At 64.2% G+C, this 12,017-nt stretch carries 12 protein-coding genes; 3 read left to right on the top strand and 9 right to left on the bottom strand.

All coding sequences use genetic code 11. From position 1 onward, the window contains the following. Nucleotides 1–14: 14 nt before the first annotated feature. From I8J29_RS01400 to I8J29_RS01390, 3 genes are all read right to left on the bottom strand, one after another. Complete coding sequence (locus tag I8J29_RS01400; protein ID WP_208845798.1) at nt 15–1,646, bottom strand: response regulator transcription factor; 1,632 nt, start codon at nt 1,644–1,646, stop codon at nt 15–17. Between the two features lie 419 nt (nt 1,647–2,065). Next, nucleotides 2,066–2,290 (bottom strand): hypothetical protein, encoded by a 225-nt coding sequence (locus I8J29_RS01395; RefSeq protein ID WP_208845797.1) that lies wholly within the window; start codon nt 2,288–2,290, stop codon nt 2,066–2,068. A gap of 26 nt (nt 2,291–2,316) precedes the next feature. Further along, nucleotides 2,317–3,075, bottom strand: a complete 759-nt coding sequence (locus I8J29_RS01390) for a cyclase family protein (protein ID WP_208845796.1) — start codon at nt 3,073–3,075, stop codon at nt 2,317–2,319. 359 nt (nt 3,076–3,434) lie between these two features. On the opposite strand from I8J29_RS01390, the gene I8J29_RS01385 reads away from it, so the two are divergent. Both I8J29_RS01385 and I8J29_RS34370 read left to right on the top strand, forming a co-directional pair. After that, nucleotides 3,435–4,121 (top strand): response regulator transcription factor, encoded by a 687-nt coding sequence (locus I8J29_RS01385; RefSeq protein WP_208845795.1) that lies wholly within the window; start codon nt 3,435–3,437, stop codon nt 4,119–4,121. Next, nucleotides 4,111–5,376: a sensor histidine kinase gene (locus I8J29_RS34370; RefSeq protein ID WP_208845794.1), complete on the top strand. Its 1,266-nt coding sequence runs from the start codon at nt 4,111–4,113 to the stop codon at nt 5,374–5,376. The genes I8J29_RS01385 and I8J29_RS34370 overlap by 11 nt, the downstream gene beginning before the upstream one ends. Before the next feature lie 92 nt (nt 5,377–5,468). Here the strand turns inward: I8J29_RS34370 and I8J29_RS01375 are convergent, their stop codons facing one another. From I8J29_RS01375 to I8J29_RS01365, 3 genes are all read right to left on the bottom strand, one after another. Next, a complete protein-coding gene (locus tag I8J29_RS01375; RefSeq protein ID WP_208845793.1) occupies nt 5,469–6,587 on the bottom strand; it encodes a glycosyltransferase family 4 protein in 1,119 nt (372 codons plus the stop codon). Nucleotides 6,588–6,754: 167 nt separating this feature from the next. Continuing rightward, on the bottom strand, nt 6,755–7,498 hold the full coding sequence (locus I8J29_RS01370; protein ID WP_208845792.1) for an SDR family oxidoreductase: 744 nt from the start codon (nt 7,496–7,498) through the stop codon (nt 6,755–6,757). Nucleotides 7,499–7,988: 490 nt separating this feature from the next. Then, nucleotides 7,989–8,732, bottom strand: a complete 744-nt coding sequence (locus I8J29_RS01365) for an SDR family oxidoreductase (protein ID WP_208845791.1) — start codon at nt 8,730–8,732, stop codon at nt 7,989–7,991. 184 nt (nt 8,733–8,916) lie between these two features. Here I8J29_RS01365 and I8J29_RS01360 point away from each other — a divergent pair, with 184 nt between their 5' ends. Further along, nucleotides 8,917–9,498 (top strand): TetR/AcrR family transcriptional regulator, encoded by a 582-nt coding sequence (locus I8J29_RS01360; RefSeq protein ID WP_208845790.1) that lies wholly within the window; start codon nt 8,917–8,919, stop codon nt 9,496–9,498. A 75-nt stretch (nt 9,499–9,573) separates the two neighbouring features. Here the strand turns inward: I8J29_RS01360 and I8J29_RS01355 are convergent, their stop codons facing one another. The 3 genes from I8J29_RS01355 to I8J29_RS01345 form a co-directional block, all read right to left on the bottom strand. Beyond that, the gene (locus I8J29_RS01355; protein ID WP_090636575.1) at nt 9,574–9,969 is read right to left on the bottom strand and encodes a VOC family protein; all 396 of its coding nucleotides are present in this window, start codon (nt 9,967–9,969) and stop codon (nt 9,574–9,576) included. A gap of 172 nt (nt 9,970–10,141) precedes the next feature. Further along, the gene (locus I8J29_RS01350) at nt 10,142–10,810 is read right to left on the bottom strand and encodes a sulfite oxidase-like oxidoreductase (protein WP_208845789.1); all 669 of its coding nucleotides are present in this window, start codon (nt 10,808–10,810) and stop codon (nt 10,142–10,144) included. Between the two features lie 227 nt (nt 10,811–11,037). After that, a complete protein-coding gene (locus I8J29_RS01345; protein ID WP_208845788.1) occupies nt 11,038–12,000 on the bottom strand; it encodes a phytanoyl-CoA dioxygenase family protein in 963 nt (320 codons plus the stop codon). Between the last annotated feature and the right edge of the window lie 17 nt (nt 12,001–12,017).

The following is a 12,017-nucleotide window of genomic DNA, read 5'->3' as shown; positions in this document are numbered from 1 at the left end:
TGCGCGTCCCCTTCTTAGAAGCCGTGATCCCGGTACTGCGCCGGGGTCAAGCCCTCGAATTCCTTGAACATCTTGGTGAAATGGCGGATATCGGTGTACCCGAGCTGGCCGGCGATTTCATAGATTTTGAGAGGCGTCTCCTTCAGCAGCCGCTTCGCCGCCGCGATGCGCGAACGCAGGACGTACCGGCTGAACGTCTCGCCCATTTCCTCGTGGAAGATTTTGCTGAAATACGAATGGTTCAAATATAAGTGCGCGGCCACGTCGTTCATCGTGACCATCCGGTTCCGGTTGGCCTCGATGAATTGCAGCGCGCGTTCGACGATCCATTTGCGGCTGCGGACGGGACGTTCGCTCGGCATCGCGCAGGACAGGCTTTCGAGCAGGACGTCCTCGATCGCGTCCGCCGTGCAGGGCGGCAGCTCGAGCGGCACGGGGGCGGCGCCGTCGCCGCAGTTCGAGCGGCGGTGCAGCGCGTCGCTCTTCTGGTTGACGTTCTGGAACAGCAGCTTCAGCCCGCGGCGGATCGTCAGCGGCAGATGCTTGGCGCGGTGCTCGCGCAAATGCTCGGCCAGCTCCCGGACGAGCTGCTCGAGCAGCCGGGCGTCGCCCATCTTCAGCGCCGAGGCAAAGCGCGAGTCCCAGCCGGCGGGGCCGCAGTAGGGCAAGTCCGTCTGCATGGCGCCCGCGATCGGCTCTGCGCCGCGCAGGCTGCCGCCGCCCTCGTAGAACCAGTAGGCGGCGGCGTGGAGCGCCTCCTCGAACATGCCCGCCAGCCGGCCGAAGCTCGCCTCGCCGGAATAGCCGATGCCGATGCGCACGCCGAGCATCGCTTCCGCTTGACCGATCAAGCGAGGCAGGTCGGCGGCGATGCCGGGCTCCTGCCTGCCGATGGGATAGCATTCGGTATGCAGCATCGCGACGTCCGCTTCGCCTGCCGTCTTCTGGTTATGGATCGGGAACGCGACGACCGGGCCGAACCGGGCGCCGGTCTCCTCCAGCATGTTGCACAGGGCGTACAGGATGAGCGCGCGGTCCCGGTCCGTCTTGGCCTTGTCCCCCCAATCGACGATCTTCACGGCGAACGTGCGAATCCGGCACGGATCGAGCTCGATCTGGAGCGCCTTCATCTGCTCCGGCAGCCAACCCGGCGAATAAGGCGCTTCCGTGAGCAGCATTTCGAACAGGCGCTGACGGGCGAGAAAGAGCGTCTCGCGGGCCGAACGGGCGAGCCGGTTAATCTCGGTCTCTGCCTTGCGCTTGCGGTCCAGCTCCTGCACGCAGCGGCGCACGACGCCGAGCATGTTTTGCTCGTGAATCGGCTTCAGCACGTAATCGAACGCGCCGTTCTTGAGCGCGGTTCGGGCATATTCGAAATCGCTGTAGCCGCTCATGATGATGACCTCCGACGACATCTTCTGTTCCCGCATCGTCTTCAGGAACGTCATGCCGTCCATGACGGGCATGACGATATCGGTGATGACGATGTCCGGCGAATGGCGCTCCATGAAGCGCATGGCCTCTTCCCCGTCCGACGCTTCTCCCGACACCCGGATGCCTTCCGTCGCCCAATCGATCGTTTCGCACAGCCCTCTGCGAATCCAACGCTCGTCCTCCACAACCAATAACGAAAACACGCCGCTCACCCTTTCTTGTATCCGTTTTCATAAACGTCAGAAGCAAGTACCTGCTAACGTGCCGGCTCCGTGTCGATCTCGGCCGGTTCGGCAAAGGGACGCGTCAACGTTGATCATAATTATTTCGGCGCGATCTGTCCAGATCGGCAAAATCCATCATGGATTTATCCAATAATTTAGCATAATTTCTATTCATTTCGCATCCTAAATTTGACTTAAGAATAGCTCTAATATTGCGACAGATCCTAAAAATATTGTCGTATTTTCCTTTTTTTTCTTTCTGCGACATAACTCGACAAGATTCGCTCGGGGATTGCGGATTAAAATAAGCCGGCGGGCATAGGCGCCGGCCGGCTTATTCGCGCGTTTGCGCGAAGCATTCGGTTCTTTATTGAACGGGCATCGAAACGAGCGATCTCAACACGCGATCAAAACGCGCGATCGAAAACGCGCGATCGAAACGCGCGGCCGAAGACCCGCTTACGGACGGCGTCCTCCGCGAACGCGGCGACGGGAATGCGCTTGAGCAGCGCCTTCTGCCAGCGGTCGAAGGATTCGCCCGGCAGCGTCACGAGGCAGAGCCCGGCTTCCGTCGCGGCCAGCCGAATCGGCCGCCCCTCGAAGAAGCCGTGCCCGAACGTCGTCCAAGCCACCTCGGCGGCGCCTCGCTCCGCCGGCATCAGTCTTCGAAGATGGCGACCGGACGCGCCCAGCCCGCGCTCGCCCGCTCGACCTTCACGGGGAAGCACGCCACCTTGAAGCCGTACGGCTTCGGCAGCCGGTCCAGATTGGCCAGCTTCTCGATCTGGCAGTATTCCCGGTCTTTGCCGACGTAGTGCGCGGCCCACAGCACCCCGTCGCACGGCTGCGCCTTGTACGCGGCGGCCTGCAGATTGAGCGGGATATCCCAGCCCCAGCCGTCCGTGCCGACGACCTTGATGCCTTGATCGAGCAGCCAGACGGTGGCTTCCGCCGACACGCCGGCATGCAGAAACGCGTAGTTGTCGTCATACAGCCGCTTGTCGGCGTCGGACCGGACGAGCACGATGTCGAGCGGCTTCAGCGCATACCCGATCCGGTCCAGCTCGGCGATCAGATCTTCCTTCGTGATCTCGTATCCCGGCGGCTTCGCGCTGAAGTCGAGCAGCACGCCGTCGCCATAGAACCATTCGAGCGGCAGCTCGTCGATCGTTCTGGCCTTCTCGCCCTCCGACGTCGGCCAATAGTGCCACGGCGCGTCGATATGCGTGCCCGCGTGCGTATTCAACGTGACGGTTTCCGTCGCCCATGCTTTGCCTTCGGGAAAATCCTCCTGCTTCAGGCCGAGAACGGCCGCCGCCTGCTTCGCGCCGTCTTCGTGGCTTGCGTATTCGATGGCCGCCGGCAGCGGCTCGCGGATGCGGGGACTGATGGAAACGCTGAGATCGATCAATTTCATGAGTACAGCTCCTTGAGGTGTGAGATAGGTTAACACCCCGATTATACCCGAACCTCCGGCTTCAGCCAATTCGCTTCAAGCTCGGGGCCAATACGACTAGCAAAAGTCTTCGTCGAGGGGCCATATAATTAATGTCATGAAATAATATTTCCTTTATTGTTAATGCCGTTAAACCACTGACCGCTCCGTATAACCGGGCGGTTGCGTCCGCGCGACCTGCGCCGCTCGCCGCCCGGGTCGCGGAGGAACGCCTCCTAATTACGTCCTCCTCCCGCCGATCGATCATTTCTCGCGTCCGCGTCCCGTATACTAAGGTGATGCGAACCATAACGACGGAACGGGAAAGGCGGAAGACGGACATGCGCGTGCTGGTGATCGAAGATGACGCGGCGCTGCTTCAGATCGTCCGAAGCGCGTTCGAAAGCGAAGCGTACCGGACCGACGGCGCCGACAACGGCGAGGACGGTTACGCGCAAGCGTCCCGGGCGATCCACGACCTGATCGTGCTGGACGTGATGCTGCCCGGGCTAAGCGGCTTCGACATCATGCGCAAGCTGCGGGAGCAAGCCCTGCTCGTGCCGATCATTCTGCTGACGGCCAAGGACGCGGTCGAAGACCGGGTCGGCGGGCTGGACGCCGGCGCCGACGATTACGTCGTCAAGCCGTTCGCCGTCGCGGAATTGCTGGCGCGGGCGCGGGCGGTGCTCCGCCGCAGGGGCACGCTCGGCCTGGAAGGCGAGCTGGCCTGCGGCTCCGTCCGCCTCGTGCCCGCGGCCAGGGACGCGGTGGTCGGCGGGACGCCGCTGCAGCTGACCGCGACGGAATACGAGCTGCTGGAATATTTGATCTGCCATCAGGACCAGATTCTGACCCGGGAACAGATCGTGAGCCGCGTCTGGGGCCTTCACTCGGCGGTCGGCGCTTCGGCCGTCGACGTTTACGTGCATCATTTGCGCAGGAAGCTGTCGGCCCACAAGGCCGACGCCATGCTGCGCACCGTTCGCGGGGCCGGCTATATGCTCCAGGGGAAAGCCCGTGTTCGCTAGCATCCGGCTTAAGCTCGCCGTCCTGAACGCGGTCGTCATACTGTTCGTCCTCTTGGCGCTCAGCTCGCTGCTCTACGTCCACATGCGGTTCCGCCTGTATTACGACGCGGACGAGTTCATCAGCGCCGCCGAGAGCCGGATCGCCTCGCTGCACGACTTGTCCGCCGCGATGGCGGCCGGCGGCCCCGATCCCGCGCAGGACGAAACGACGACGTACCTGTTCTGGGACGCCCGCGGCGAGCTGATCGGACAGATGCCGAACCGGTCGTTCCCGGACGCGCTGGCCGCGCGCTTCAAGCAGGCCGACGGCGAGGACGCGCTCCGCACGCTAATGGCGAACGGGCATACCTACCGCGCGTATAATTACCCCAATCTCGCGCTCGAGCCGCGCGCGATCGCCGAGATCGGCATCGTCCGCAACCTGGACGACGCGCGCAGCACGCTGCGCGCGCTGCGGATGGATATTTACGCGGCGGCCGCGGCCGGGGTGGCGATCTCGTTTCCGCTCGGACTGTTTCTGGCCGGAAGAGCCCTCGTCCCGATCCGCAGATCCTGGGAGAAGGAGACGCGGTTCGTCGCGGACGCGTCGCACGAGCTGCGCACGCCGATCGCGATCGTTCAGGCCCAGACCGAGCTGCTGCTTCGCGTCCCCGGACACACCATCGAACGGGAGGCCGGCCAGATTAACGTCATTTTGAAGGAAAGCCGGCGCATGAGCCGGCTCGTCAACGATCTGCTCACCTTGGCGCGCTCGGATTCGGACCGTCTCCTGCTGCGCCCCGCGGACTTCGAGCTCGACGTCCTCGCGCGCGAGCTTGCGTCGCGCTTCCGGCTGCTCGCGGCGACCAAGCGCGTCGCGATCCGCTGCGACACGGACGCGCCGGTGCGGATCCGGGGCGACGAAGAGCGCGTCCGCCAGCTGCTGGCGATCCTGCTGGACAACGCGCTCAAGTACACGCCGCCGGACGGGCGCATCGCGCTTACGGTCCGCAGGCAGGCCTCGTTCGCGGTCATCGGCGTCGCGGATACCGGCTGCGGGATCGCCAAAGAAGACCTCCCCCGCGTGTTCGACCGCTTCTACCGCGGGGACAAAGCCCGATCGCGCGCGGAAGGCGGCACGGGTCTCGGGCTGTCCATCGCGGAATGGATCGCGAAGGCGCACGGCGGCGCCATCACGATCGCGTCCGAACCCGGCGAGGGAACGGTCGTCGAGGTCCGGCTCCGGGCGCATGCGCGCCACGGTTCGCCCGGTTGATCGCGGCAAGAATCCCCTCTAGGCCGGCGCGACCGGCGCGATCGCCGGTCGCGCCGGCCGCGCCGGTCGCGTTGGCCGCAGCGGGCGCGGTTTTATTTCGTCCGCCTGCCGGCCGAGGCCGTCTTCAAGCGTTCCGCATAGAGCTCCATTAGCTTAGCGGCCGTCAGCTGCCAGCCGAAATAGCGCTCCGCGTCCGATCGCGCCTGCTCGGAGAGGCGCCGGTGGAGCTCCGGGGAGCGGGCCAGCTCCGCCATCCGCGCGGCGAACGCGGCAGGCTTCCCGTACCGGGTCACGAGAAAGCCGTTGCGCCCGTCCTTCACGATCTCCGGAATGCCGCCGTTGCGCGAAGCGATGACGGGCAGCCCGCTCGCCATCGCTTCCACGTTGACGAGCCCGAACGCTTCATGCTCCTGCGACGGGCAGACGAAACAATCGCCGGACCGGTAGAACGCCGGCATGCGCTTGCGCGGCAGATTCCCCTTGAACCGCACGGGGACGTTCAACCGGCGCGCGGTGCGGCGCAGGAAGGCCCGATAGGCCGCCTTGCCCGTTCCGCCCGCGACGGACAGCCGGATGGACGGCACCGATTTCCGGGCGATCTTGAACGCCCGCAGCAGCGTCGGCACGCCCTTCCGCGGAATCATGCGGCCGGCGAACAGGAAGCGATAGCCGCCGCGGCGCCGCTTGCCGCTCGGCCGGAACTGCGCGGTGTCTACGCCGAGATGCACGTAGGCGATCTTGCTCCGGTGCGCGGGGAAGCGGCTCATCAGCGAGCGCTGCAGCGACAAGCTGTTGCCGACGATGAGGTCGGCGTGCCGGAAATCGGCGTTCGCCTTGCGCCTCGTCGTCATCGGCGGCGACGCGAACGTCATGGAATGCATGAACACGGCGATCGGCGTATGGGGAAACGCGTTCCGGACGGCGGCGGCGAAGCCCGGGCGGTTGTCGATTTGAATCAGGTCGAACGCGAGGCCCTTCACGCGGCGCAGCGCATTGGCGAGATACCGCTTCTTCGAGCCGCCCGGCACCCGCAAATTCGTGACGGGACCGCTCACCGACTTGCGGGGCAAATACCCGCGCCGCAAGCTGACGATGGTGACGCGGTGCCCCTCCGGCAGCCGGCTCGTGATTTGGTGGATGACGTTCTCGACCGATCCGCCCGCTCTCGGCGGAACCGGAATTTGTTCGGGGGCGATGATCAGCAGCTTCATGGCGGGCTCCTTTCGGTTCGGGAGGAGATGCCACAACGTATTCCGGCCGGCCGGACGTGTTGTAGGCAGGTATGGCCATTAAGGCAAATTAATAATTCCGATGCGCGTGAACGGACGCGCAAGAAGCCGACCGGCCCGGTCGGCTTCTCGTATATCCGCTCGTTCCGTTACATGGCCAAAGCCGTCGGACGGACGATGATTTCGCTCACGCTCGCCTCGTCCGGCTGCCCGATCGCGTAGACGATGGCGTCCGCGATCCGGTCCGGCGACATGCCAAGCCCCTTGATCCGCTCGGCGATGGCCCGCGCTTCCGGGCTCGTCAGCCCGCTCAGCAGCTCCGTCTCGGTCAAGCCCGGCGCGACGAGCGTCGCGCGGATGCCCGATGCCGCCGATTCTTCCTGGCGAAGCCCGTCGGTGATCGCCCGAACCGCGAACTTCGTCGCGCCGTACACGACCGACGTCGGACTGACCGCGTAACCCGACGTCGAGGAGAGGTTGACGATATGCCCGGAGCGCTGCTCGCGCATGATCGGCAGCACCGCCGCGATGCCGTGCAGCACGCCCTTGACGTTGACGTCGATCATCCGGTCCCAATCCTCGACCCGCAGCTCGCTCAGCCGCGACACCGGCATGATGCCCGCGTTGTTGACCAGCACGTCGATCCGGCCGTAACGCTCCATGGCCAGAGCCGCCGTCTTGCGCATGTCTTCCGCCGACGCCACGTCGGCGACCGCGAACGCCGCCTCGCCGCCCAGGCGGACGAGCTCATCCGCCAGCGCCTTCAGCCGGTCCTCGCGCCGTGCCGCCAGCACCAGCCTGGCCCCCTTCTCCGCCAGCCGCTTGGCCGCCGCTTCCCCGATGCCGCTCGACGCGCCCGTCATGACAACGACTTTCCCCGCTATGTTGTCCATCCTCGATCTTCTCCTTCGTCCTATCGAATCGAAGCCGATTACTCAACATGTGTTGAATAATTGGCTCCGTTGATTATCATTATAAGGAGATCCGGCGGGACTTAAATCGTTGATGTCGGCTCTTCTGTCCCTTATGCGACACTCGGGTTGTTCGTGTCGATGAACGGAGGACGCAGCGGCTTCAAACGCATGATGATGGCATGATCATGGTATGTTAACCTTATTCATATGACTCGTTTATCGCTTGTGGTACGGCCGCGTTTTCGTTGTCTTCCCAAAGTCTTCCCGGAACGCTAGCCCGTCATCCGATCGGCGGAATCGCCGCAAAGCCGCGCAAAAAACCGTCCCTTTTCGGGACGGCCGGATTTGTCGGATTTGTCTGCTTTGCTGCTTTGCGTTTTTTGCTTGCTTTGCTTGCTTTGCTTGCTTTGCTTGCTTTGCTTGCTTTGCTTGCTTCGCTTGCTTCGCGCGCTCGCCGGCTGTTCGGCGGTTACATCGTTTGCGCCGTCGGCCGAATCACGATCTCGTTCACGCTCGCGTCGTCCGGCTGCCCGATCGCATAGACGATCGCGTCCGCGATCCGGTCCGGCGAGATGCCCATGCCTTGAACATGGCTGGCCATCGCCTGCACGTCGGGACTCGTCACCGTGTTCAGCAGCTCCGTGTTCGTAATCCCCGGCGAGACGACCGTCGCGCGGATGCCCGATGCCGCCGATTCTTCCTGGCGCAGCCCGTCGGTGATCGCCCGGACGGCGAATTTCGTCGCGCTGTACACGGCCGACGTCGGGCTCACGACGTAACCCGCCACCGAAGAGACGTTGACGACGTGTCCGGAGCGCTGCTCGCGCATGGCCGGCAGCACTGCCGCGATGCCGTGCAGCACGCCTTTGACGTTGACGTCGATCATCCGGTCCCAATCCTCGACCCGCAGCTCGCTCAGGCGCGACACCGGCATGATGCCCGCGTTGTTCACCAGCACGTCGATCCGGCCGTAACGCTCCAAAGCCAGGCCCGCCGTCTTGCGCATGTCTTCCGCCGATGCCACGTCGGCGACCGCGTACGCCGCCTCGCCGCCCTTCCGGACGATTTCCGCCGCCAGCGCCTTCAGCCGCTCCTCGCGCCGTGCCGCCAGTACCAGCTTGGCCCCCTTCTCCGCCAGCCGCTTGGCCGTCGCTTCCCCGATGCCGCTCGACGCGCCCGTAATGACGACGACTTTCCCCGTGATGTTATCCATGCTCGATCTTCCCCTCGCCCTAATCGATTTCGAATGCTTTTTACTCAACACGCGTTGAATATTTGGCGTTCGTTGATTATCATTATAAGGAGATCGAACGGGACTTCAATCGTTGATGTCGGCGGTTTCGTCCCCTATGCGACATCCGATCGGACGATGTTGATTAACGAAAGGAGCGTGCGCCATGAACGCCGAAGCCAAACTCGACCGCCGCGTGGTGAAAACGCGGGAAGCGATCAATAAAGCGTTTTTGGAACTGTTCGCCGAGAAGGAGTTCCAGCAGATTACGATCAACGACATTTCCGACCGCGCCAACGTCAACCGCGGAACGGTGTACTTGCATTACGCGGACAAATACGACCTCCTCGACAAAAATATCGAAAGCCACCTGAACCGGCTCCTTGCCTTCTGCGGGCACGGCGACGCCGCGTCAACGGACGATATTTCCGCGCTCGGCAGCGAGCTGAAGCCGGTCTTCGACTACCTCGCGGCGAATTATCCGTTCTTCTCGGCCATGTTCGCCAATCAGCGGACGTCCGTCTTCCGGGAACGGATGCTGGCGTTCGTCGCCGGCGGCGTCCGGCGGAAGCTCGAAGCGAACGGCGGCGCGGCGCGCGTCGATCACGAGCTGCACGCCGAATTCATGGCCTCCGCGTTCGTCGGCATCGTGGAGTGGTGGATTCGGCGCGCCATGCCCCATTCCCCGGAGGCGATGGCGGAGCAGCTGAGCGACCTGTTCGCGAAGAACGATATCGAGCTGCGCTGATTCCGCCGCGAGCGGCGGTCATGAGGCAGCAAAAAAAGCCGCGCGAACGCGGCTTTCTTCCTGATGCGACGACGGTTAACCCAGCTGCTGCGCGAGCTCCCAGACATGGCCGTCCGGGTCGGCGAAGCACGCGGTGCGGACGCCCCACGGCCGGTCCATCGGGCCGTTCAGCAGCTCGACGCCGCGGCCGCGCAGCTCCTCGCACGCGCCGTCGACGTCCTCGACCGGGATCGTGAATTGAAACCGCGAGCCGGCCTCGCCGCCCGCGACCTTCGCCGGGCCGATCAGCCCGGGCGCCTCGGACGCGATCAGCAGGTTGATGCTCAGGTTGCCGAAGGGATAGACGGCGGAATGCGGATCCTCGAATACGGCGGGCGAGCCGAAGACCGCCTCGTAAAACGTCTTCGCGCGCGGCAGATCTTCGACGAACAGCGTAATGAATGCAATCTTCTTCGTTCCCAGCGCTGACATGGACGCACCTCTTCCTTCACGGATATCGGACTGCGCGGGGATTCATGATGTTCATCGCTTGCCGGTCGTCGCGCCTCATCGCCCGATTCGTTCGATTTGACAAGCTCCCTTGCTCCTCGGCCGTTTCGAGCGGCGTACATCCCGCCTTCGTCCGGCCTTTTCCTGCCTTTTTTCAATCGAATTCGAAATTCTTCCACTCGTCTTCCGGCATATGGCCATCCTCGGAGAACCGCTGCTCCCGGAACGGCTCGGCCACGTTATGGAAGCCGTTGCGCTCCCAGAAGCCCGGCCGGTCGCGCTTCATGAATTCGAAGCCGCGGACCCATTTGGCGCTCTTCCAGAAGTACAGATGCGGTACGACGAGCCGCAGCGGTCCGCCGTGCTTCGCCGTCAGCGGCCGGCCGTCGTAGGTGTGGGCAAGCAGCACCTGATCGCCGAGCAAGTCGCGCAGCGGCAAGTTGGTCTCGTAATCCGGATCGGCATGCACCATGACGTGAAGCGCCTCCGGATCGACGTTCAGCCGCTCGAGCAGATCGCGGACCCGTACGCCTTTCCAGGTCGTGTCCGCCTTGGACCAGCGCGTGACGCAGTGAATGTCGACCTGGATTTCGGTTTGCGGAAGCGCCATCAGATCCTCGTAGCTCAGGACGAGCTCCTCTCCGACTTCGCCGAAGAGACGGAAGCTCCAGGCCGCCATGTCGTAGTTCGGCACCTCGCCCTCGTGGAGGATCGGAAACCGCTCCGTCCAGATTTGGCCCGGCGGCAGCCGGTGGGCCAGCTCCGGGGGCGATTCGGCGACGGGCGGCTTCGCCCGCTGCAGCCGCTCGGCTTTGTTATGCATGTGCGTGACTCCTTTGTCGGTTTGAATGTCTTGCGTATGCCATTATCCTAGAATACTTGTCCCGCAACGTCAACAAGGCTGCCGGGAAAATTCCGGCAGCCCGTTGCGCGCCTCTTAATAAGACGCGCGGTGTTATGGAGACGCAGCAGGATCGAGGCGCGGCACGGCAGGAACCCGGGACGCTCGTCGCGCGGCGCTTCGCGGGTTCTCTACGGCCGCTTGCGGGCTTATGCCCGGACGAACGACTGCCGCACGCTGAGCTCGAGCGGCGAGTACTCGGCCGGATTCGCCCGGTTCAGATTCATCCGGCGGACGAGCGGGGTCGCGCGGTTGCACATGAACCGCGGCACGCCGGAATGGTTTTGCGACGCGCAGTGGTAGAGGAACGGATGGCAAAGCAGCACGTCGCCGGCCGACGCGGGCGTCTCGACGACGCGCAGGCGGAAGCCGTCCGCGTCCGCGTGCTCCCGCTCCATGAACGCCGCGACGCGATTCCCCGCCTCGGCTGCCGGCGCGGCTTGCGCGGCCGCGCCGTCCGCGTAGACGTCGACGGCCCCCGTGTCGCTCTCCTTCGTGTTCGTCAGCTCCCGCAGCCACGGATGGGAGCGGTTCGCGAGCTGGATCGCTTCGCCCGCCATCGGTCCGTCGCCATGCTCCGCCAGCAGCTTGGACACGATCTTGTGCGAGCCTTCGGCTACGAGCGTGCTGCCGCTGCGCATGCCGATGTCGGAGAAAATGCAGAGCAGCAGCAATCCCTGCTCCGGGCTGTCCACGTAATGCGGGCGGCTCATGCCGTCCCAGTGCCAGCCGTTCGTCGGCACGTCCCAGGGCTGATCGGCGCCGGCGGCGAAATTCACCGGCCACCAGCCCCACAGCGTCTTGTCCCCTTCTTGGCCGTAGACGGAGCGCTCCTTCCACCGGCCCGCGCCGACCACGTCTTCGATGGCGTCGGCCAGCCGCAGCGTATTGCAGACCTGGAATTCCTCCGCGTCGAATTGTTCCCGGATATGCACCATCGGCTGGTTCCAGGTCGAGCGGTCCTGCTTCCGTACTCCTCGCTTCTCGACCTGCGCCCACAGGTAATCCTGCGCGGCGAGCGCCGCCTTGCGCGGAAACGCCTCTTCCAAATGCACGTAGCCGAGCTCGATGAACTGCTCGATCTGCGCGTTCGTCAACACTTTCGATTGCATCGTCTCACATCCTATCG

This window comes from Paenibacillus artemisiicola (genome assembly GCF_017652985.1).
GTDB classification, from domain to species: domain Bacteria; phylum Bacillota; class Bacilli; order Paenibacillales; family Paenibacillaceae; genus Paenibacillus_Z; species Paenibacillus_Z artemisiicola.
The sequence above is the reverse complement of the archived record's forward strand: the minus strand, read 5'-3'. Positions and strand labels throughout refer to the sequence as shown.

Excerpts from the sequence above, each read along its gene's own strand:
- I8J29_RS01385 (WP_208845795.1), top strand. The coding sequence starts at position 3,435 with ATGCGCGTGCTGGTGATCGAAGATGACGCGGCGCTGCTTCAGATCGTC.
- I8J29_RS01365 (WP_208845791.1), bottom strand. The coding sequence starts at position 8,732 with ATGGATAACATCACGGGGAAAGTCGTCGTCATTACGGGCGCGTCGAGC.
- I8J29_RS01370 (WP_208845792.1), bottom strand. The coding sequence starts at position 7,498 with ATGGACAACATAGCGGGGAAAGTCGTTGTCATGACGGGCGCGTCGAGC.
- I8J29_RS01355 (WP_090636575.1), bottom strand. The coding sequence starts at position 9,969 with ATGTCAGCGCTGGGAACGAAGAAGATTGCATTCATTACGCTGTTCGTC.
- I8J29_RS01350 (WP_208845789.1), bottom strand. The coding sequence starts at position 10,810 with ATGCATAACAAAGCCGAGCGGCTGCAGCGGGCGAAGCCGCCCGTCGCC.
- I8J29_RS01345 (WP_208845788.1), bottom strand. The coding sequence starts at position 12,000 with ATGCAATCGAAAGTGTTGACGAACGCGCAGATCGAGCAGTTCATCGAG.
- I8J29_RS01360 (WP_208845790.1), top strand. The coding sequence starts at position 8,917 with ATGAACGCCGAAGCCAAACTCGACCGCCGCGTGGTGAAAACGCGGGAA.
- I8J29_RS01390 (WP_208845796.1), bottom strand. The coding sequence starts at position 3,075 with ATGAAATTGATCGATCTCAGCGTTTCCATCAGTCCCCGCATCCGCGAG.
- I8J29_RS01375 (WP_208845793.1), bottom strand. The coding sequence starts at position 6,587 with ATGAAGCTGCTGATCATCGCCCCCGAACAAATTCCGGTTCCGCCGAGA.